Origin of the sequence: Streptococcus oralis subsp. oralis (genome assembly GCF_002096455.1) — a bacterium.
GTDB lineage: Bacteria > Bacillota > Bacilli > Lactobacillales > Streptococcaceae > Streptococcus > Streptococcus oralis_CY.
Map to the genome: position 1 here is coordinate 75,807 of NZ_NCUL01000008.1, position 21,721 is coordinate 97,527.

18 protein-coding genes are annotated in these 21,721 nt (G+C 39.0%); all 18 read left to right on the forward strand.

Going from position 1 to position 21,721, the window contains the following annotated elements; all coding sequences use genetic code 11:
• Positions 1–231 precede the first annotated feature (231 nt).
• The 18 genes from B7720_RS04955 (at position 232) to B7720_RS05040 (ending at position 21,703) form a co-directional block, all read left to right on the forward strand.
• Positions 232–1,197, forward strand: a complete 966-nt coding sequence (locus B7720_RS04955) for a hypothetical protein (protein WP_084856800.1) — start codon at positions 232–234, stop codon at positions 1,195–1,197.
• A gap of 292 nt (positions 1,198–1,489) precedes the next feature.
• Positions 1,490–2,446 carry a hypothetical protein gene (locus tag B7720_RS04960; protein ID WP_084856802.1) on the forward strand — a complete coding sequence of 319 codons (957 nt, stop codon included), beginning with the start codon at positions 1,490–1,492 and terminating at the stop codon, positions 2,444–2,446.
• Between the two features lie 51 nt (positions 2,447–2,497).
• Positions 2,498–3,010 carry a GNAT family N-acetyltransferase gene (locus tag B7720_RS04965; protein WP_000624246.1) on the forward strand — a complete coding sequence of 171 codons (513 nt, stop codon included), beginning with the start codon at positions 2,498–2,500 and terminating at the stop codon, positions 3,008–3,010.
• Between the two features lie 286 nt (positions 3,011–3,296).
• Complete coding sequence (locus B7720_RS04970) at positions 3,297–5,264, forward strand: peptide ABC transporter substrate-binding protein (protein ID WP_084856804.1); 1,968 nt, start codon at positions 3,297–3,299, stop codon at positions 5,262–5,264.
• Between the two features lie 148 nt (positions 5,265–5,412).
• The gene (locus B7720_RS04975) at positions 5,413–7,374 is read left to right on the forward strand and encodes a peptide ABC transporter substrate-binding protein (RefSeq protein ID WP_084856806.1); all 1,962 of its coding nucleotides are present in this window, start codon (positions 5,413–5,415) and stop codon (positions 7,372–7,374) included.
• A gap of 191 nt (positions 7,375–7,565) precedes the next feature.
• Positions 7,566–9,011 carry an LCP family glycopolymer transferase CpsA gene (gene cpsA, locus B7720_RS04980; RefSeq protein ID WP_084856808.1) on the forward strand — a complete coding sequence of 482 codons (1,446 nt, stop codon included), beginning with the start codon at positions 7,566–7,568 and terminating at the stop codon, positions 9,009–9,011.
• A gap of 1 nt (position 9,012) precedes the next feature.
• Complete coding sequence (gene cps4B / locus B7720_RS04985) at positions 9,013–9,744, forward strand: capsular polysaccharide biosynthesis protein Cps4B (protein WP_084856810.1); 732 nt, start codon at positions 9,013–9,015, stop codon at positions 9,742–9,744.
• Positions 9,745–9,752: 8 nt separating this feature from the next.
• Positions 9,753–10,445: a capsular polysaccharide biosynthesis protein CpsC gene (gene cpsC / locus B7720_RS04990; protein WP_084856811.1), complete on the forward strand. Its 693-nt coding sequence runs from the start codon at positions 9,753–9,755 to the stop codon at positions 10,443–10,445.
• Positions 10,446–10,454: 9 nt separating this feature from the next.
• Positions 10,455–11,147 (forward strand): tyrosine-protein kinase, encoded by a 693-nt coding sequence (locus tag B7720_RS04995; RefSeq protein ID WP_084856814.1) that lies wholly within the window; start codon positions 10,455–10,457, stop codon positions 11,145–11,147.
• Positions 11,148–11,169: 22 nt separating this feature from the next.
• Entirely contained in the window at positions 11,170–12,537 is a 1,368-nt protein-coding gene (locus tag B7720_RS05000) for a sugar transferase (RefSeq protein WP_084856815.1), read from the forward strand.
• Positions 12,538–12,567: 30 nt separating this feature from the next.
• On the forward strand, positions 12,568–13,740 hold the full coding sequence (gene cps2T, locus B7720_RS05005) for a beta 1-4 rhamnosyltransferase Cps2T (protein WP_084856817.1): 1,173 nt from the start codon (positions 12,568–12,570) through the stop codon (positions 13,738–13,740).
• A 3-nt stretch (positions 13,741–13,743) separates the two neighbouring features.
• Positions 13,744–14,901 (forward strand): glycosyltransferase family 4 protein, encoded by a 1,158-nt coding sequence (locus B7720_RS05010; RefSeq protein WP_084856819.1) that lies wholly within the window; start codon positions 13,744–13,746, stop codon positions 14,899–14,901.
• A gap of 2 nt (positions 14,902–14,903) precedes the next feature.
• On the forward strand, positions 14,904–15,902 hold the full coding sequence (locus B7720_RS05015; RefSeq protein WP_001033091.1) for a Stealth CR1 domain-containing protein: 999 nt from the start codon (positions 14,904–14,906) through the stop codon (positions 15,900–15,902).
• A 34-nt stretch (positions 15,903–15,936) separates the two neighbouring features.
• Positions 15,937–16,902, forward strand: a complete 966-nt coding sequence (locus B7720_RS05020) for a glycosyltransferase family 2 protein (protein ID WP_049520846.1) — start codon at positions 15,937–15,939, stop codon at positions 16,900–16,902.
• 38 nt (positions 16,903–16,940) lie between these two features.
• Positions 16,941–18,101 (forward strand): hypothetical protein, encoded by a 1,161-nt coding sequence (locus B7720_RS05025; protein ID WP_000915512.1) that lies wholly within the window; start codon positions 16,941–16,943, stop codon positions 18,099–18,101.
• A complete protein-coding gene (locus tag B7720_RS05030; RefSeq protein WP_049520848.1) occupies positions 18,098–19,510 on the forward strand; it encodes a flippase in 1,413 nt (470 codons plus the stop codon). Before B7720_RS05025 ends, B7720_RS05030 begins: the two co-directional genes overlap by 4 nt.
• A 9-nt stretch (positions 19,511–19,519) precedes the next feature.
• On the forward strand, positions 19,520–20,623 hold the full coding sequence (glf, locus tag B7720_RS05035) for a UDP-galactopyranose mutase (protein ID WP_084856821.1): 1,104 nt from the start codon (positions 19,520–19,522) through the stop codon (positions 20,621–20,623).
• Positions 20,624–20,650: 27 nt separating this feature from the next.
• Positions 20,651–21,703: a glycosyltransferase gene (locus B7720_RS05040; protein ID WP_084856824.1), complete on the forward strand. Its 1,053-nt coding sequence runs from the start codon at positions 20,651–20,653 to the stop codon at positions 21,701–21,703.
• The last annotated feature ends 18 nt before the right edge of the window (positions 21,704–21,721 follow it).

The following is a 21,721-nucleotide window of genomic DNA, read 5'->3' on the forward strand; positions in this document are numbered from 1 at the left end:
CATTTCAAAGCACTTCATGGTTCACACTATGGGGTGTTTTTGCTTCTCTCATCTTCTCTCGTTTTCTCTCGTCTTCTCACGGCATTGCCCATGTGGTATAATGGGACAAGGATTGTTCCTCGTTTTAGACGAGTTTATGGAATTCAGGATAAGTTAGCAGGTGAGATGAGTATTTCTGTCAGTCTCCTATCTACCTGTTAACAACTGTCAAAAGTAAAAGGAGATTGTAGCTTGGTTTTATTGATATTAGGGATTTTGGTTTTGCTTATTCTAATCTTAAAACGGAAACAGAAAACTGCTAAAAAATCTGAAGAAAACGCCAAGAAAAGAAATTGGCTATTAATAGGTTGCTTATCCATAGTGATCCCAATGGTAATCTTCACAGTATTCAGTCCAATTTTTGCTCTAATGGATATGTGGGGGCTGTTTGCCCATGCAAGTCGAACTGAGATTGAGCAAGCTGTGCATCGTTCTTATCAAAATTACGGTCTTACAGGACAGTTTGAGTTAGAAAAATACGAGAAAAACTATACAAGTGTGGGAGGATTTATAATCCACGGTACCTATAGTGAAAATATAGCCGGAAAAACCTATCAGGTTAAAACTCGATTTAAATACTATACTCGCTTTTCGGAAAATGAAACATATAGAAAGACAGATGCAGAGGTTGATTACAAAAATGGTAAAAAAATTTATGATGTTTTCCCAGAATTAGCCTATTTAGGGATTGAGGTTAGTCCAGGCACCAGCGAATTTCTAAAAACACTGGACAGTTCAATCAAAGATCCTAAACTGCCTGATTTGAAGTATCAAGGTATTGGTTTTGAATTTAATAACCAATCTGATAATATCTATCTTTATAATGAAATATTAGAGGAAAATCAAAGCAAGGGCCAAGCTCTGCAAGGAATGTATCCAATGGATGCTCAATATCTTTTCCAAAAAGAGATTTTTATACCAACATTTGAATTTCAGTATTTCGTTCCAAAAGAAAAAAGAGACCTCTTGTATGATGACTATCTTAAAGAGCTTGAAGCGCTCATGAAGGAATTTTTTGCCAACCAACCCCTACCACGCGGTCTTTATGCTGTAAAAATTGCTAAGTATAAAGAGGATAAACTTGTCAATGATAGTGGTGTTTACTATGTGAGGATTGATAATCAGCAAGTTGTAAAGCTGTTGCAAAAATTAGAGTAGGAGTTGCTAGATCTAGGTCAGTTTTTTGTGAATGAGGCATTTTTGATTTACAAATTTCAACAAGACATTAGCTAGCCTTGTTTCTGTAGCTCTTTCAGTTCACTCTTCCACCTGAATGATGTTCAGGTGGTTTCTTTTGCTTTTCTCGTCTTCTCACGGTATCACGCATATGGTATAATGGAGAAGGACATTTTCTTTTTATTTCTAGAAATTCGTATATTTTTTGAAAACGGACAAATGCTTTCAACAGTAGAAAGTATTTGAGGGGTCATCAACGTTGGGAGGATTTACAATGAAATTTTCGAAAAAAATGGTGTTTATTGTCATATTGGTGGGAGTTCTCTTACTTACTCCTTACCTAGGCTATAAATACTATGTGAACAAATATGTTGATCCATACTCTACTTTTTGGTTAAAGAGAAAGATAGTGGATTACAAGTATATCGAAGATGGGAAAGCCTTGGTAATTAAGTGGGACTATGATAATCCATTAGACTATTGGCTTACAGAACAAGAGGCTTCAGTCTTTTGGTTTGGTCCCGTTGTCGGCCAAAATAAGATTGTTCAGGAATACAAAAGATTGGCAATATCGTCTATGTATCGAAATGAGCCTATTGAAGATGAATATTGGAAGATTGCTGTCTATGATATAAAGACGAAGGGCTTTCCTTCCAAAGACTACGATATTTTTAAAATGACTCGAGATTATGATTCAGACTATATTCCTACAGGAATTACTTCTAGTATCTATATTAGTGATGGTCGAGAATTGTTAGACATTCATTTAAAAAATGCTAAAGATGGTTCTCTTGTGGATAAATCTATTGATTTGGATGAGGGGAAGATTGTGGAATTAGGTAAGGGGCAAGATTATATAAAATATTCTGATGCGACAAGTTTTTCTTCTTTACTGCCGGAGTCTGAAGACTACTTTATGTATAATTGGAAAATCGGAATCTCAAAAGAAGGAAAACTAGCTAAAGATGCCCTTATCCGTCAAAAGTACCCTGAAGCAGCAAAACTTTTAGAAGATAATAATGGCTCGATTGTAGTTTTAGCTGATAAGCCAAGTATCGAAAACAATATGCCAATTTATCAGCTTTTGTATAAGGAAGGAACGAATTTATTTGAAAATGTGAAAATTCCTGCGGAAAACTCAGTAGATGGACAGGAGCACATTGTCAATAGTCAGGAAGAGTTTATTACATACTATCGTAATAAGGAAAAAGGGGACCCTAATAAAAGGTAGTCAAACTCTATCTAACAATATTTTTACTAAGAAGAGAAGGGAAGTTTTGTAATGATTAGTTTAGAGCTGTTGTCTGAGGAAAATAGTCTAGACGTTTATTCTTTTGAAAAAGAAAATCGAGAGTATTTTGAACGAAATTTACCTCCTAGACCAGCTAACTATTTTGATTTAGAAGGTTTTAAAGAAATCACGAGGGAATTGTTAACAGAACAAACGAATCGGAATGTCTACATGCATCTTATCAGAGATTCGCAAGGTATGATGGTCGGGAGAATCAATTTAAGTGTTTTAGAGAATGATCGAACAACAGCAGAGCTTGGGTATAGGATTGGGGAAAATGTTAGGAACTTAGGCTATGCTAGCGAAGCGGTTAAACTCGTTTTAGACAAGGCCTTCATGACTTATGGTTTCAATAGAATCATTGCAGGAACGGCAACGGGTAATCTAGCCTCTCAGAGGGTGCTTATAAAAAATGGCTTCACCTTTAGTAGGATGATAGAAAATGACTTATACATTCATAATGAGTGGGTTCATACAGCAATATTTGAGATAAGGAGGTCATAATATCATCATTTCCAGCCTACTGACAAGGTTAACGGAGTTATAATCTGTCCAGACATTCAAGAATATTTTCTTGGATGTTTTTTTGTTCAGAATCTCCGGGTGTGTCTGTTAAAATTTGATTTTCCCAGTGGACAATCGTCCGCTTTTTTTGCTTTTTACTAAAAAATATATAGAAAAGCCTTTAAAAAATATTTGTTAGAATTTTCTAAAAAATCTGGCGAAAGTTCTTGCTTTTATGAAAAAATAGGGTATAATGGTGAAAACACTATCTTTAAGGAGATTACTTATGAAATCGAAAAAGTGGCTCTTAGGAGCAGGTGCTGTTTTGAGTGCGGCCCTACTGTTAACTGCTTGTGGGCAAAGTGAAAAGAAAGCGGATGCTCCCAAGACATTCTCTTATGTCTACGCTATGGATCCATCTTCTTTGGACTATAGTGTGACGAGCAAGAGCTCAACCTCTGACGTTATAGCAAACGTTGTTGATGGTCTTTTGGAAAATGACAAGTATGGGAACTTAATTCCATCACTTGCAGAAGACTGGTCTGTTTCAAAGGATGGTTTGACTTACACCTACAAACTTCGTAAGGGTGTAAAATGGTATACTTCTGATGGAGAAGAATACGCTGAAGTTAAGGCCAAAGACTTTGTTACTGGGCTTAAACATGCTGCTGACGGAAAATCAGATGGTCTTTCTTTGATTCAGGATTCTATCAAAGGTTTGGCAGAGTATGTTAGTGGTGAGAGCAATGATTTCTCTACCGTAGGAGTTAAGGCTGTTGATGATTACACGGTAGAATACACGCTCAACAAACCAGAAAGTTTCTGGAACTCTAAGGTCACAACTGCAACCATGCTTCCAGTTAATGAAGAATTTTTGAATTCTAAAGGGAGCGACTACGGTGCACCAACCCCATCAGGTATCCTATATAATGGTCCTTATTTCTTGAAATCATTGACTTCAAAATCAGTCATTGAATATGAAAAGAATCCAAACTACTGGGATAAGGACAATGTCAAGATTGACAATATTAAACTAACTTTCTACGATGGATCAGACCAAGAATCTTTGATTCGTAGCTTTACACAAGGTGCCTATACAACAGCTCGTCTCTTCCCAACAAGTTCAAATTTTGAGTCAACTAAACAAGAGTACGGAGATAAGATTGTTTACAGTCCACAAGAAGCGACAAGCTACTACCTCACTGTTAACGTAAACCGCCAATCTTACAATAAAACAGCCAAAACAGACGAAGCTCAAAAAACATCAACGAAAGAAGCTCTTCTCAACAAGAACTTCCGTCAGGCGCTGAACTTTGCCCTTGATCGTCATTCTTATACTGCTCAGTTGAATGGTGAAGAAGGTGCGAACAAGATTATCCGTAACAGCCTAGTGCCTCATGACTACGTTCAAGTGGGTGAAAAAACCTTTGGAGAGTTGGCGCAGGCAGAGCTCGTTTCATATGGAGACCAGTGGAAAGATGTAGCCCTTACAGATGGCAAGGATACGATTTACAGTCCTGAAAAAGCTAAGGCAGCCTTTGCTAAAGCCAAGGAAGAATTGCAAGCCAAGGGTGTCACCTTCCCAATCCATTTGGATATCCCGGTTGAACAAACAGATGTAATCGCGGTTCAACAAACCAACTCACTCAAACAGTCTATTGAATCATCACTTGGTACAGAGAATGTCATTGTCGATGTCCTTCAAATGACTGATAATGAGAAAATGAGCATTACGTCTCAAGCCAAGGTTCCATCCCAAAAAGACTATGACTTGAACGGAACTGGTTGGGGACCAGACTATCAAGACCCAGCTACCTACCTCAACATTCTTGATGCTAAGAAGGGATCGGCCCTTAAACACTTGGGAATCACTCGCGGAAAAGATCCAGAAGTGATGGCTCAAGTTGGACTGGACGAATACAAGAAACTCTTGGATGATGCTGCAGCTGAAACCAGCGACCTTAACAAGCGTTATGAAAAATACGCTAAAGCTCAAGCTTGGGTGTCTGATAGCTCACTCTTGATTCCAGTTGCTTCTTCAGGTGGTTCTCCAACTGTTAGCCGTACTGTGCCATTCACAAAAGCATATTCTCAAGTCGGGATCAAGGGAGACCCATTTGTGTTCAAAGGTTTGGAATTGCAAAATGATGTTGTGACTACAAAAGAATACGAAGAAGCTCTCAAGAAATGGCAACAAGAAAAAATCGAAACAAATGCCAAATACCAAAAAGAACTTGAAAAACACGTCAAGTAATCTATAAATAGAAAAGGAAGTTGCAGGAAACTGTGCTTCCTTTTTTTGTTTTGAGACACCAGTTGTCATAAAAGTAGTAACTTTACATTTTTGAATAAATTTGATAAAATATGGTTATGTTATAAAAAGTGACATAAAGGAGCAAATGATGATCAAAATGAAAAAAAGACTAATCGGGACAGGTCTTGTCTTAGCGACAGGGATTTTGCTCTCGGCATGTGGACAGTCCAACACAGATACTAGCACTTATTCATCAACATTTAGTGCGAATCCAACAACTTTTAACTATCTTCTAGATTATTATGCAGATAACACTGCCGTTATTACCAATCTTGTAGATGGTTTGCTAGAAAATGACAGCTACGGGAACCTCGTGCCTGATCTTGCAGAGGATTGGTCAGTTTCAGCAGATGGTTTGACCTATACCTACAAGCTTAGAAAAGATGCCAAGTGGTATACAGCTGATGGTGAGGAATATGCTTCAGTCAAAGCTCAGGATTTTGTCACTGGGATCAAATATGCAGCTGACAACAAGGGGCAAGCCATGGATCTGATCCAAAATTCAATCAAGGGATTGAATGACTATGTGACGGGTGTGACTAATGACTTTTCAACTGTTGGTGTCAAAGCCTTGGATGACTATACGGTTGAGTACACTTTGACACGACCAGAACCTTATTGGAACTCTAAGACAACCAATAGTATCCTTTTCCCAGTCAACGAAGAGTTTTTGAAATCAAAAGATAAAGACTTTGGTACCTTGACACCAGACAGCATCCTTTATAACGGTCCCTATCTGTTAAAAGATTTCACATCAAAATCTTCGATCGAATATGTGAAGAATCCACACTATTATGACCATGATAAAGTAACCATTGAAAAAGTTAAGTTAGCCTACTTTGATGGGTCAGATCAGGAGATGACCATTCGAAACTTTGAAAGTGGTGCTTACTCGATTGCAGGAGTCTATCCAAATAGTTCGAACTATGCTAAGACAAAAGAAAAATACCAAGACAATATCGTCTATAGCTTACAAGACAAGACATCTTGGTACTTTAACTTTAACGTCAACCGCAAAACCTATAATCATACCGCTAAAACAACGGACGAACAAAAGAAATCAGCTCAAACAGCTATCTTAAATAAAAATTTCCGTCAGGCTATCAACTTTGGTATTGATCGAATAGCCTACTCTGCTCAATCTAACGGTGAAGAAGCAGCGAGCAAAACCCTTCGTAATACTCTAGTTCCTCCAACATTTGTCCAGGTGGGAGATAAGACCTTTGGAGAAGTAACAGCTTCTAAGCTTGTGAACTACGGAACTGAGTGGTCAGGTATCAATTTGGCAGACGCTCAAGATGCCTACTTCAACAAGGAAAAGGCCCAAGCAAAATTTGCGGAAGCTAAAAAGGAATTGGAAGCCCAAGGCGTGACTTTCCCAATCCATTTGGATGTCCCTGTTGATCAGACGAATAAAAATGCGGTCTCTGGTATGAACTCGGTTAAACAAACCCTTGAAACAGTACTAGGTTCTGACAATATCGTCATTGATGTTCAACAGCTTTCTACAGATGACTTTGGAAATGTTGCCTTCCTAGCACCAAATCCAGTAGCTCGTGACTACGACCTAAACTTTGATGGTTGGGTTGGTGATTACCAGGATCCATCAACTTATCTAGATCCCTTCAATGCTGAAACTGGCTTCTATCTCAAGATTTTTGGTCTTGATGCCAAAGAAGACCAAGAGCTCATTAAGAGTTTGGGGCTCGATACCTATACACAACTCCTGAAAGAAGCAGATGCTGAGAATAAAGATGTCGCTAAGCGTTATGAAAAATACGCTGAAGCTCAAGCTTGGATGATTGACAATTCTCTAGTTATGTCTGCTATGTCAAATGGTGGTACAGCCTCTGTAACCAAAGTAACTCCGTTTACACGTGCCTACTCCCTAGTGGGAATCAAGGGTGACGGAAATAATTATAAGTACATGAGATTACAAAAAGACCCTGTTACCAAGAAACAATTTGATGAAGCCAAGGCTAAGTGGGAAGAAGAAAGTAAAAAGGCTATCGAAAAGAGCCAAAAAGAGTTTGAAAACCACGTAAAATAAGATTACAGACAAGGTTGCCCCTGAGCGCCTTGTCTTTTTGTGTAGAATGGTATTCGGAACTTTGCCCATATTTTAGAGCAACTCAAGAGAACAAAAACGAATGAAAACGCTGAAAATAGCAAGGATGGATGGAATTTCCATCATGATTGTGATATAATATTTATAACTATTAACGTGTATAGGGGATTATCATGAGTAGACGTTCAAAGAGAGCTCGTTTAGGGAATGTGAAACGAAATATTAATATAGTTTTAGCAACCATTTATTTATTATTGAGTGGTTTTTTGCTGTTCTTAATTTTTAAACATAATATCTTAGCTTTTCGGTACCTCAATATCCTTACGGCGGTTCTTATTTTTATTTCTGCTGTAATTGCAATCCTCCTGATAGTGTATAAAAAAGCCGAGAAGTTTACGGTTTTCTTTTTGACACTTGCTATCGTAGTTAGCTCGGTTTCTCTCTATGCTTTGCAACAGTTTGTCGGTTTTACCAATCATATCAATGCGACCTCAAACTACTCAGAGTATTCGATGAGTGTGGTCGTTTTGAAAGACAGTGAAATCAATAATGTGACTCAGTTAGAGAGTGTAACAGGTCCAACTGAAACAGATAATGATAATATCCAAAAGTTGGTGGCGGATATTAAGACGACACAGAGTAAAGACTTGACAGTTGAACAGAGTGCTTCTTATCTAGCAGCTTATAAGAGTCTGCTTTCTGGCGAAACAAAAGCAATTATCTTAAATAGTGTCTTTGAAAATATCATTGAAGCAGAGTATCCAGATTATGCTTCAAAAATCAAAAAAATCTATACAAAACAATTAACTAAGGATGTAGCGGCTCCAAAGGTATCGAAGAATAAAGCTTTCAATATTTATGTGAGTGGTATTGATACCTATGGACCGATTAGCTCAGTATCTCGTTCTGATGTGAATATTCTAATGACTGTGAACCGAGATACCAAGAAAATCCTTCTGACTACAACGCCTCGAGATTCCTATGTTCCGATAGCGGATGGGGGAAATAATCAAAAGGATAAATTGACCCACGCTGGGATTTATGGAGTGGACTCGTCGATTCATACCTTGGAAAATCTCTATGGTGTGGATATTAACTACTATGTTCGCTTGAACTTCACTTCTTTCTTGAAATTGATTGACCTTTTAGGTGGCGTTGATGTCTATAATGATCAGGATTTCACTTCTTTGCATGGAAAGTACCATTTTCCCGTTGGGAATGTCCATCTAGACTCTGAGCAGGCTCTTGGTTTTGTTCGTGAGCGCTACTCTCTAGCAGATGGAGATCGTGACCGTGGTCGGAACCAACAAAAGGTTATTGTAGCTGTTATTCAGAAGTTGACGTCAACCGAAGCTTTGAAGAACTATGACAATATCATCCAAGGATTGCAAGATTCTCTTCAGACCAATATGCCTTTGGAAACCATGATGGATCTAGTTAATACTCAATTGGAGAGTGGCGGTAACTACAAAGTCAACTCTCAAGACTTGAAGGGGACTGGACGCACGGATCTTCCTTCATACGCTATGCCAGATAGTAACCTCTACATGATGGAAATCGATGAAAGTAGCTTGGCTGCCGCCAAAGCTGCTATCAATGATGTGATGGAGGGCAAGTAGAATGATAGATATCCATTCGCACATCGTTTTCGATGTGGATGATGGTCCAAAGTCAATAGAGGACAGTAAAAAACTACTTAGAGAGGCCTATAGTCAAGGAGTGAGGACAATTGTTTCCACTTCGCATAGACGAAAAGGGATGTTCGAAACTCCTGAAGAAAAAATCGCAACTAACTTTTTGAAGGTGCGAGAAATGGCTAAGGAAGTTGCGGATGACTTAATCATTGCCTATGGGGCAGAAATCTACTATACGCCAGATGTTGTTGAGAAGTTAGAAAAGAAATTAATCCCAACCCTCAACGATAGTCGCTATGCTTTGATTGAGTTTAGTATGAATACAGCTTATCGGGATATACATAAGGGGCTGAGTAATATTCTAATGTTAGGCATTACACCCGTCATTGCCCACATTGAACGTTACGATGCTTTAGAAAACAATGAAAATCGCGTGCGAGAGCTGATTGATATGGGATGTTATACTCAAATTAATAGTTCTCATGTTTTGAAACCAAAACTCTTCGGAGAAACTTATAAATTTATGAAAAAGAGAGCCCAGTATTTCTTGGAACGAGATCTGGTTCACGTGATAGCAAGTGACATGCATAACTTGGATCACAGACCTCCTCATATGGAGGGAGCCTATGATATCATTGCTAAAAAATACAGTGAAGATAAGGCTAAGGAACTTTTTAAGGATAATCCCCGAAAAATAATAATGGATCAATTGATTTAGGAGAAAAAATGAAAGAACAAAATATGATGGAAATCGATGTATTTCACTTGCTTAAAATCCTTTGGAAACGAAAATTGTTAATTGCTTTGGTAGCATTCGTGACAGGGACAGTAGCATTTGCCTACAGTAGTTTTATTGTGAAGCCGGAGTTTACGAGTACGACCCGAATTTATGTGGTCAATCGTAATCAGGGAGATAAGCCTGGCTTGACTAACCAAGACTTGCAAGCAGGATCTTACTTGGTAAAAGACTATCGCGAAATCATTCTCTCGCAAGACGTTTTAGAGAAGGTTGCGACTGATTTGAAACTAGAACTCCCTCCAAAAGGTCTAGCTAGTAAAATCAAGGTAACAGTTCCAGTGGATACGCGTATTGTATCGATTTCTGTTACAGACCGTGCACCTGAGGAAGCTAGCCGTATCGCCAACTCTTTGAGAGAGGTTGCGGCTCAAAAGATCATCAGCGTCACTCGCGTTTCGGATGTAACAACACTTGAAGAAGCACGCCCTGCAACATCGCCATCTTCACCAAATATTCGTCGCAATACCATGGTTGGATTCCTTGCGGGGGCGGTTGTGATGGTTGTCACAGTTCTCCTTGTTGAGCTCTTGGATACACGAGTGAAACGTCCAGAAGATATTGAGGACGTGATGCAAATTGCACTATTGGGAGTAGTTCCAAATTTGGATAAATTGAAATAGGAGAGAAAAATGCCAACGTTAGAAATTGCACAAAAAAAATTAGATTTGGCAAGAAAAGCAGAAGAATACTACAATGCCCTTCGCACCAATATTCAATTGAGTGGGAATAACTTGAAAGTGATTTCCGTTACGTCTGTCAAACCAGGAGAAGGAAAATCAACAACTTCTACCAATATTGCTTGGGCTTTCGCGCGTGCGGGCTATAAGACACTGTTGATTGATGCGGATATCCGTAATTCAGTCATGTCAGGTGTCTTTAAATCACGGGAAAAGATTACAGGCCTAACAGAGTTCTTGTCAGGCACAACAGACCTATCACAAGGTTTATGTGAAACCAATGTTGAAAATTTGTTTGTCATTCAAGCGGGTTCTGTATCCCCGAACCCAACAGCTTTGTTACAAAGTGAAAATTTTGCGACCATGATTGACACCTTACGCAAGTACTTTGACTACATCGTTGTAGATACTGCTCCGATTGGAGTTGTTATCGATGCGGCGATTATCACGCAGCAGTGTGACGCTTCTGTTTTAGTAACTGCGGCTGGTGAAACAAATCGTCGTGATGTCCAAAAAGCTAAAGAACAACTCGAACAAACAGGAAAACCATTCTTAGGAATTGTGCTTAATAAACTCAATACTTCAGTTGAAAAATATGGCTCCTATGGAGCATATGGAAACTATGGGAATTATGGCAAAAAATAATAAATAGTTTAGGGAAGATATTATGGAAGAAAAGGGATTGAAGATTACTTTGGCGGCAATCCAGAGTTTTCTTGTCATTTTATTAGCTTATTTACTTAGTTTTGTTAAGGAAACAGAGATTGTAAATACTTCTGTTATTATCTTGTTCATTCTTCATTTTTTTATTTTTTATATCAGTGATTATGGGCATGATTTTTTTAAAAGGGGTTATTTAGCAGAGTTTATCAACACGACAAAGTATATCGTGTTCTTTGCTTTAGCTATCAGTATTTCGAATTTTTTCTTAGAAGATCGTTTTAGTATCTCTAGACGAGGGATGATTTATTTTTTGACAATACATTCCATCTTGCTTTATCTGTTGAATTTATTAATTAAACGAAATTGGAAACGGCTGTTCCCAAACTTAAAAGGAAGAAAGAAAGTCTTTTTAATAACGGCAACTTCTAGAGTTGAGAAAGTTATGGATAAATTAATAGAAGCAAGTGACATTCTATGGGATTTAGAAGCAGTTAGTGTCTTAGATCAGCCCAACTTCCATCATGAACATTTAAAAGTCATTCCTGCTGAAAATATTTTAGACTATGCAACTCATGAAGTTGTTGATGAAGTTTTTATCAATTTACCAAGTGAAGAGTATAATATTGAAGATTATATTTCCCTCTTTGAAACGATGGGGATAGATGTGACAGTCAATCTCAATGCTTTTAACGATAATTTAGGTAGTGATAAAAAAATTCGTGAAATGGCAGGTTTGAATGTCGTAACTTTTTCAACAAAATTTTATAAACATAGTCATGTGGTCGCTAAACGGATCATTGATATTTGTGGTGCGATTGTCGGATTGATTATTTGTGGTTTGGTGAGTATTGTTTTGGTTCCGATGATCAGACAAGATGGTGGGCCAGCGATTTTTTCTCAAACTCGTATTGGAAAAAATGGTCGACATTTCACTTTCTATAAATTTAGATCTATGTGCGTGAATGCCGAGAAGCGCAAACAAGAACTTTTGGCTCAAAATACCATGCAAGGTGGTATGTTTAAAGTCGATGATGATCCTCGTATCACACCAATTGGTCGCTTTATCCGTAAGACTAGTCTAGATGAACTCCCTCAGTTTTGGAATGTTTTAATGGGAGATATGAGTCTGGTGGGTACCCGTCCTCCAACAGTGGATGAGTACGAGAAATATACTCCTGAACAGAAACGCCGTCTCAGTTTTAAACCTGGAATTACTGGCCTATGGCAGGTAAGTGGTCGTAGTAAAATCACGGACTTTGAAGATGTTGTCAAACTGGACGTAGCTTATATTGATGATTGGACCATCTGGAAAGATATTGAAATTTTATTGAAGACCGTTAAAGTTGTATTTATGAGAGATGGGGCGAAGTAATTCCTGCCCCTCGGTCCTGTTAGGAGAGAGATGAAACAGTCAGTTTATATCATTGGTTCAAAGGGGATTCCTGCCAAGTATGGAGGATTTGAAACCTTTGTTGAAAAATTAACCGAATATCAAAAAGACAGCAACATACAATACTATGTTGCTTGTATGCGTGAAAATTCAGCTAAATCTGGCATCACGGATGACCAGTTTGAGCATAATGGGGCCATTTGTTTCAACATTGATGTTCCTAATATTGGCCCGGCTCGTGCTATCGCTTACGATATTACAGCGGTCAATAAGGCTATTGAATTGGCTAAGGAAAACAAGGACGAGGCTCCGATTTTTTACATTTTAGCTTGTCGCATCGGGCCCTTTATTTCTGGACTTAAGAAAAAGATTCGTGCGATTGGTGGTCGGTTGCTGGTAAATCCAGATGGTCATGAATGGCTACGAGCAAAATGGAGCCTGCCAGTTCGTAAGTACTGGAAATTCTCAGAGCAACTCATGGTCAAACATGCAGATTTACTGGTCTGTGACAGTAAAAATATCGAACAATATATCCAAGAGGATTATAAGCAGTATCAACCAAAGACCACCTATATTGCCTATGGGACAGATACAGCTCCTTCAATCCTGAAAGCAGAAGATGCCAAAGTTCGGAATTGGTATCAGGAAAAAGGAGTTAGCGAAAATGGCTATTATCTAGTAGTGGGACGATTTGTTCCTGAAAATAACTACGAAGCTATGATTCGTGAATTTATCAAGTCCAAGTCCAAAAAGGACTTTGTTCTCATCACAAATGTGGAGCAGAATAAATTTTACGACCAGTTGTTACGGGATACTGGTTTTGACAAAGATCCTAGGGTCAAATTTGTCGGTACTGTCTATGACCAAGAGTTGCTCAAGTACATCCGTGAGCATGCCTTTGCCTATTTTCATGGGCATGAGGTTGGAGGAACCAACCCTTCTCTACTGGAAGCCCTAGCATCCACAAAACTGAATTTGTTGCTAGATGTTGGCTTTAACCGTGAGGTTGGTGAAGACGGGGCCATTTATTGGAAAAAAGATGAGTTGGCTCGTGTCATTGAGGAAGTAGAAGGATTTGATCAGGTAGCAATAACTGACTTGGATTTCAAGTCAAGTCAAAGAATCCTCTCGGCTTTCACATGGGAAAAGATTGTGTCAGATTATGAAGAAGTGTTTAAAGGATAGGGAATGAAACGGATTTTATACTTGCATGCTGGTGCAGAAATGTATGGAGCAGATAAGGTTTTATTGGAATTGATCAAAGGATTGGATTCCAAAGAATTTGAAGCTCATGTCATCCTGCCAAATGATGGTGTTTTAGTCGAGGCCTTGCGTCAGGTTGGGGCTCAGGTCAGTGTGTTGGATTATCCGATTTTACGAAGGAAGTATTTTAATCCCAAAGGCATTGCCGACTATATTCGCTCTTATAATTTCTATGCTAAGCAAATCGCCCTCTATGCTCGAGAACACAGTATAGATATGGTTCACAATAATACAGCGGCTGTTTTGGAGGGCATCTATTTGAAACGCAAGCTCAAGCTGCCTTTGATTTGGCATGTTCATGAGATTATCGTCAAACCCAAAGCTATTTCTGACTTTATCAATATGCTCATGGGACGATATGCAGACAAGATTGTGACGGTGTCCCAAGCGGTCGCTAATCATATCAAGCAGTCTCCCTTTATCAAAGATAGCCAAGTGGAAGTGATTTATAACGGTGTCGATAATGCTGTCTATTATCCAATAGATGCGTCTTCTATTCGTGAAAAATTTGATATTGCGCAAGATGCACTTGTGATTGGCATGATTGGTCGGGTCAATGCTATCAAAGGACAAAATGATTTCATAGAAGCAGTCGAGCCACTTTTGGAAAAGAATGAGCAAGCGGTGGCTTTCCTAGCTGGAGGTGTTTTTCCTGGTGAAGAATGGCGTTTAGAAGAACTAGATAAGAGAATAGCTTCTTCATCTGTTGTGTCACAAATTCATCGTATTGATTACTACGATAAGACTTCTGAACTTTATAATATGTTTGATATCTTTGTCTTACCAAGTATAAAACCTGATTCCCTACCTACAGTAGTCCTAGAAGCCATGGCTTGTTCAAAACCAGTTGTTGGTTATAACAATGGGGGAATAGCTGAAATGGTAGTAGATGACAAAAGTGGTTGCTTAGTCAAACCAAATCGTCCTCAAGAACTTTCTAATGCCATTTCTCTCTTACTAGATAGTTCTGAAAAAAGAGAAAAATTTGGGCGAGTAGGATATCAGAGACAAAAAGAGCTGTTTTCTTTGGAGAGTTACATCAAGAACTTCTCGGAGTTGTATAAAACAGATAGAAAAGATTAGTTATGAATAAAATAGATTTTGTTGTGACTTGGGTTGATGGGAATGATCCTGTGTGGCAAGAAAAAAAATCAAGCTATGATGGCTCGGTTAATACTTCTAAACAGAGTATGAATTCAGTCAAGGCTTACCGAGAATGGGGGACCTTTAAATATTGGTTTAGAGGAGTTGAAAAATTTGCTCCTTGGGTCAATAAGGTCTACCTCGTGACCGACCAGCAAAAGCCAAGCTGGTTAGATATAAATAGTGAAAAATTGGTGTTGGTAGATCATACAGAGATTATCTGTAATGACTACCTACCAGTTTTTTCTGCCAATCCTATTGAAAGTAACATCCATCGAATCCCTGGTCTCTCAGAGCATTTTGTTTTTTTTAATGACGATATGTATTTGACAGCTCCAGTCGAGCCGACAGATTTTTTCTCAGAGGATGGTTTACCTAAATATAATACGGCTCTTTCACCGATTATTCCTGAGCGATATGGAACGGGGAATTTTCAGATAAATGACATGGAGATTGTCACTAGCTATTTCAGTCGAAATGAAATTTTGAAGAATGGCCAATTCTTTGATCCAAAGCAGGGATTAAAAAGTATCGTTAAGTCACTACTATACAGAAATAGTCAGTTTATCTGTGGTTTCTGGGAGAGTCATCTGCCCTATCCTCTACTAAGATCAACGATGAACTTGGTATGGGAAAAGGAAAAAGCTGTCTTGGAAAGAACCTCGGCTAGTCGCTTTAGAAATCCTTCTGATACCAATGTTTGGCTCTTTAAGTATTGGCAGATTGCCAGTGGTAAATACGCTATCGGAAATCCTAAGTTGGGAGGACTCTTTTCTTTGGATAATGCCGGACCAGATTTTTGGAAGATACTAAATTCTGGCAAATACCAAATTATGTGTATCAATGATGGATTTAACATTCAAGACGAGGAGCAGGTGATGACAGACTTTATCAAGGCTATGGATCAACTGCTTCCAGATAGAAGTTCATTTGAGATTTAAACTGTAAAACTAAGTAAGAGAAAGAAAAGAAAATATGATTTCGGTAATTGTGCCTGTTTATAATGTGGAGGACTACCTTCATTATGCCATGGAGAGTTTGAAACATCAGACTTACAAGGATATGGAAGTCCTCCTGATTGATGACGGCTCGAGTGATGGCTCAGGACACTTGTGTGACCAGTATGCCCAGCAATATGATTGGGTGACTAGCTACCATAAGGTCAACGGTGGCTTGTCTGATGCTCGGAACTATGGGGTCTTGAGAGCCAAGGGCGACTGGATTACTTTCCTAGATCCAGACGACTATCTGGAACCCTGCGCCTTGGAACTGCTAGCAGAGCTACAAAGTCGTACCCAAGCAGATATGGTGAGTGGCAAAGTAGAGCCAACAGCTCACTATCATCGTTTTCAAAATTTTCACTTGGATCAGCTTGATTTAGACCAAGTTAAGGTCTATGACAAGGCAAAGGCTCTGACTGAGATGCTTTATGGAGACCTTGTAACGGTCTCTGCTTGTGGGAAACTCTATCGGAAAGAACTTCTTGAGAAAGCTCCCTTCCCCAAGGGGCGCATCTACGAAGACCTCTATGTTATCAGTGAGCATCTCAACCAAGCCCAATCCGTGGCCTTGTACCATCTTCCGATTTACCATTATTACCATAGACCGGGTAGCATTACTGCCTCGGCTTTCACGCCAAAACAATACGAGTTTTACGAAGCAATTGATCATTTAAAAGAGGTTGTGAATGCAACCTATCCTGAGAGTTCAGAACTCCAAGAAGCCATCATTTCACGCTTCTTTACAGGAAGTCTTCTTATCTTTACGATGATTAAGGATGGGGATTCGGTAGAATTCAAGAGACTTCAGGAGAAAACCAGGCCTTATTTGCCTCTTGTCTTGAAGAATGCTAGAGTTAGCAAGAAACGTAGGATCCTCTATGTTTTAGTTACTAAGTATCCGCGACTCTATTATCAATTTAAAAAGTTAAAAAAATCCTAAGTAAGAGTTAGGGATGAAAGAAGAAAAGGAAAAAGAAAATGTTAAAGTTAGAACGTGATAAATTGCTAATTGCAGCAGTTTTAATAGTGGTTGTCTCCATAGATATGATCAATACGTCTATGTTAGCTCCTGTTTTACCTAATATTCCTAATGTAGTTCCTTTTTTTGCGGTCCTGTTACTTGCTATGCGATTTGCTTATATTCATCACTACTCTATAAGCTATCTCATCTTTGCACCAATTCTTCTTTTTGCTGGGGGCATGGTTTACTATAAGACTGGGAACCTTAATGCATTGATGTATATGTTTCTGCTTGTCTTTCTTTACAAGGCTGAGATGGAAAGTGTACTTAAAATATACTCTGTTGTAGCCTTGTTTTTTATTGTATTGATAGTGTTCTTGGCTGTGATTGGTGCTATTCCAAACTTGCAATTTGTCCAATCACGATCTGCGGGAGTCGTTGTTCGAAATTCATTTGGCTTTATTTATCCAACTGATTTTGCTTCTCACTGTTTTTATCTATATACAGCTATATCGTATATCTTTAGAAAGAAATTCATTGTTTTACGGACTGCCTTAGGATTTGGTCTGGCTTATTTCATTATTCGATATTGCGATGCGAGGCTTAATGCCGCTTCTATTACTGTAATGGCGCTCATTTTTCTGTACTTTTATTTCCGAAATGATAAACAGCGACGGCTTTTTGCTTTACTTCCTTTATCGGCTGGTATAGCGTCTTCAGTAATGATTTATCTCTCTTCTAAATTTACCTGGTCTCATCCAATGTATGTGGCTCTAAACAATTTTTTTAGTATGAGATTACACCTAGGACATGAGGCACTAAAAAAATATGCAGTGCAGTGGTTTGGGATTCGGGGCATATCATTTGTCGGTTATGGGGGGCGTACAGAATCCGTTTTGAGCTACGACTATGTAGACTCTTCCTACGTTCAGATGCTCTTTACCTATGGGATGATTCCAGTTCTCTTATTGGTCGTGTTATACATAGTTAGGTCTTGGTCACTTTATCGCAAAAAGAATTATTTGCTATTGACGGCCTTATCCTTAATAGCAGTCAACTGTATGTTTGAGGCCTTCTGGGTTCGCCCGTCTTATAATATTTTTATGTTTACTCTATTTGCAACCTTGCCAGTTATTGAATTTGAATCGAAGAAATCTACAACGAGGAACTCCTTGTGAAAGTATTAAAAAATTATTTATATAATCTTTCTTATCAGCTGTTAGTAATCGTTTTACCAGTCATTACTACACCCTATATTACTCGGGTTTTCTCATCCAATGACTTAGGTTCCTATGGGTACTACAACTCAATAGTAACTTACTTTATACTCTTAGCGACACTTGGGGTGGCCAATTATGGGACAAAGGAAATTTCCGGCCATCGTAAGGAAGTCGAAAAGACCTTCTGGGGTATTTACAGTTTACAAGTCCTTTCAACCTGTTTAGCGGTTACGCTTTATATAGTTGTCTGCTTGCTTGTGCCGTCGATGAACAATCCAATTGCTTATATACTTGGCTTTAGTTTGCTGTCTCGTGGTTTTGATATTTCTTGGCTTTTTCAAGGGTTAGAAGATTTCAAAAAAATCACAGCTCGTAACACAATGGTCAAACTTTTAGGGGTTGTTTCGATATTCCTATTTGTTAAGAAACCATCCGACTTGTACTTGTATATCATCCTCTTGGTTGCCTATGATCTACTAGGGCAGTTGAGTATGTGGCTTCCTGCTCGGGAGCACATTCGCAAGCCGCATTTGGATATAGCCTATGCCAAAGAGCATATTAAACCAGTCATTCTCTTGTTTCTGCCACAGATTGCCATTTCACTCTACATCACGCTAGATCGCACCATGTTGGGTGCCTTGTCTTCGACCAAGGATGTCGGGATCTATGATCAAGCCTTGAAATTATTGAATATTTTGTTGACTTTGGTAACGTCGCTTGGTAGTGTTATGTTGCCTCGGGTCTCCAATCTCCTCTCATCAGGCAATCAAAAGGCGGTTAACAAGTTACATGAAATGTCTTTCTTAGTGTATAACTTAGTTATCTTCCCGATGATTGCGGGGATTTTGATTGTTAACAAAGATTTTGTTAATTTTTTCCTGGGGCAAGACTTCCAAGATGCTCGCTATGCGATTGCCATCATGGCCTTTAGAATGTTCTTTATTGGCTGGACCAATATCATGGGAATTCAAATCTTGATTCCTCACAATAAGAATCGTGAATTTATGCTATCAACAACTATTCCAGCTGTTTTTAGTGTGGGCTTGAATCTCCTCTTAATCCCGCCTCTGGGCTATATTGGAGCTTCAATTGTATCTGTTGCGACTGAAGGTTTGGTCTGGCTGATTCAACTCTACTTTACACGTTCGTATCTAAAAGAGGTCAAGATTCTACCATCCATGCTAAAAATACTTCTAGCAGCACTACTGATGTACGGCGCCCTGTATTCTGCACAAGCTTTCATGCACTTCTCGTCTGTTGTGAATGTCTTGATTTATGCTGCCCTTGGCTTCCTAGTCTATGGTGGCTTGATTTTGCTCTTACGTGTCTTGGATTTTCAAGAACTAAAAAGTGTTTTAAAGAAATAAGGAGATTTTATGTACGATTATTTGATTGTCGGTGCTGGCTTGTCAGGTGCAATCTTTGCCTACGAAGCTAACAAACGTGGCAAGAAGGTGAAGGTGATTGACAAACGTGACCACATCGGTGGAAATATCTATTGCCAATCTGTTGAAGGAATCAATGTCCACAAGTATGGGGCTCATATCTTCCATACATCTAATAAAAAGGTATGGGAATATGTCAATCAGTTTGCGGAGTTTAACAATTACATCAATTCTCCTATTGCCAACTACCAAGGACATCTTTACAATCTGCCTTTCAATATGAACACTTTCTATGCTTTGTGGGGGACAAAGACACCCCAAGAAGTCAAGGACAAAATTGCTGAGCAGACGACGCACATGCAAGATGTTGAGCCTAAAAACTTAGAGGAACAAGCCATTAAGTTGATTGGTATGGATGTCTATGAAAAGCTAATCAAGGGCTACACCGAAAAGCAATGGGGGCGTTCTGCTACTGAACTACCACCCTTTATCATCAAGCGTTTACCTGTTCGATTGACCTATGATAACAATTATTTCAATGACCGTTACCAAGGGATTCCAATTGGTGGTTACAATGTCATCATCGAAAAGTTGTTGGAAGGAATCGAAGTAGAGCTTAATACAGATTTCTTTGCTGATCGGGAGAACTTGGAGGCTTCAGCAACTAAGATTGTCTTCACAGGGATGATTGATCAGTTCTTTGACTACAAGTTTGGTGAACTAGAGTATCGTAGTCTCCGTTTTGAGCATGAGATTTTGGATCAAGAAAATTATCAAGGAAATGCTGTAGTCAACTATACTGAACGTGATATTCCCTATACGCGAATCATCGAACACAAACATTTTGAGTTTGGGACTCAAGCCAAGACCGTTATTACTCGTGAATATCCAGCATATTGGAAAAGAGGAGATGAACCTTACTATCCAATCAATGATGCCAAAAACAATGCAATTTATGAGCAGTATCTAGCAGAAGCTGAGAAAAATGGGCGAGTTATTTTCTGTGGGCGCTTGGCAGATTATAAATACTATGATATGCACGTGACTGTTGAACGTGCATTGGATGTGGTAGAAGAAGAACTAGGGAGTATCTAAGAACATCACGGATAAAGGGGAGAAAAGGTGAAATATTATCTGAAAGATTCATTTCTGCATAATGCACACGAAAAGAATGCAGGGAGTAAGGCACGAAATGACGTGGAAGCTATTCTAATCTCAGAGGGTTATGAGGGCTTGGAGCTCAAGGTTGAGAATTGGTATAAGATGAATTTCTTTAAAGCTCAACAACACAAATATCGTGCGACCAAGTCTGTGTTTGATCAGTTGGGAGCTGGAGATGAATTGGTGATTCAGTTCCCTATTATCCACCATACATTTTTCATCTCACAACTCATCAAGCAGGCGCAAAAAAGAGGAGCAAAATTCTATCTGTTGATCCATGATATTGAAACCTTGCGTCATGCAGCAGGTTCGGAAGTGAAATTCCGTCATAAAGTGCGCAATTACTTCCAGGAAAAGAAAGCTTTGATGTCAGTGGATGGCATTATCGTTCATAACGATATCATGAAGAAAGTTCTGGTAGGTCAAGGAGTGCCAGCAGATAAAATGGTTAGTTTGGAGATTTTTGACTATCTGATTCCTAACTTTGAGGTACAAACTCTTCCTCAAAAAGACCAACCTATTATCGTAGCTGGAAATTTGAATCCTGCAAAGTCAGGTTATCTTTATAACTTGCCAGACCAGCCCGCCTATAACTTGTATGGGGTGGGCTACGATGAAAGTCGTGCATTGAAAAACACTAGCTACTTTGGTTCCTTTATGCCAGATGACCTCCCCGCTGCTCTTGAAGGTAGTTTTGGTTTGGTATGGGACGGAGACAGCTCAGAGACCTGCCAAGGTTCTTACGGAAACTATCTACGCTTTAACAACTCGCACAAGGCCTCTCTCTACTTAGCTTCAGGTTTTCCCCTAATAGTCTGGAAAGAGTCGGCTCTCGCACATTTTGTTCTGGATAAAGAGTGTGGTCTAGCAGTTGATTCTCTACACGACCTCCAAAAAGTACTAGATGATTTGACACTTCAAGACTACAAGGAACTTTCAGAACAAGCTAGGAAAGTTGGAGCTGCTCTTCGAGACGGAGCCTATTTAAAAGCTGCCTTATCCAAATTGAAGTAAATTCCTTAGGGAATTTGG

Excerpts from the sequence above, each read along its gene's own strand:
- B7720_RS04960 (WP_084856802.1), top strand. The coding sequence starts at position 1,490 with ATGAAATTTTCGAAAAAAATGGTGTTTATTGTCATATTGGTGGGAGTT.
- B7720_RS04965 (WP_000624246.1), top strand. The coding sequence starts at position 2,498 with ATGATTAGTTTAGAGCTGTTGTCTGAGGAAAATAGTCTAGACGTTTAT.
- B7720_RS04970 (WP_084856804.1), top strand. The coding sequence starts at position 3,297 with ATGAAATCGAAAAAGTGGCTCTTAGGAGCAGGTGCTGTTTTGAGTGCG.
- B7720_RS04975 (WP_084856806.1), top strand. The coding sequence starts at position 5,413 with ATGATCAAAATGAAAAAAAGACTAATCGGGACAGGTCTTGTCTTAGCG.
- cpsA (WP_084856808.1), top strand. The coding sequence starts at position 7,566 with ATGAGTAGACGTTCAAAGAGAGCTCGTTTAGGGAATGTGAAACGAAAT.
- cps4B (WP_084856810.1), top strand. The coding sequence starts at position 9,013 with ATGATAGATATCCATTCGCACATCGTTTTCGATGTGGATGATGGTCCA.
- cpsC (WP_084856811.1), top strand. The coding sequence starts at position 9,753 with ATGAAAGAACAAAATATGATGGAAATCGATGTATTTCACTTGCTTAAA.
- B7720_RS04995 (WP_084856814.1), top strand. The coding sequence starts at position 10,455 with ATGCCAACGTTAGAAATTGCACAAAAAAAATTAGATTTGGCAAGAAAA.
- B7720_RS05000 (WP_084856815.1), top strand. The coding sequence starts at position 11,170 with ATGGAAGAAAAGGGATTGAAGATTACTTTGGCGGCAATCCAGAGTTTT.
- cps2T (WP_084856817.1), top strand. The coding sequence starts at position 12,568 with ATGAAACAGTCAGTTTATATCATTGGTTCAAAGGGGATTCCTGCCAAG.
- B7720_RS05010 (WP_084856819.1), top strand. The coding sequence starts at position 13,744 with ATGAAACGGATTTTATACTTGCATGCTGGTGCAGAAATGTATGGAGCA.
- B7720_RS05015 (WP_001033091.1), top strand. The coding sequence starts at position 14,904 with ATGAATAAAATAGATTTTGTTGTGACTTGGGTTGATGGGAATGATCCT.
- B7720_RS05020 (WP_049520846.1), top strand. The coding sequence starts at position 15,937 with ATGATTTCGGTAATTGTGCCTGTTTATAATGTGGAGGACTACCTTCAT.
- B7720_RS05025 (WP_000915512.1), top strand. The coding sequence starts at position 16,941 with ATGTTAAAGTTAGAACGTGATAAATTGCTAATTGCAGCAGTTTTAATA.
- glf (WP_084856821.1), top strand. The coding sequence starts at position 19,520 with ATGTACGATTATTTGATTGTCGGTGCTGGCTTGTCAGGTGCAATCTTT.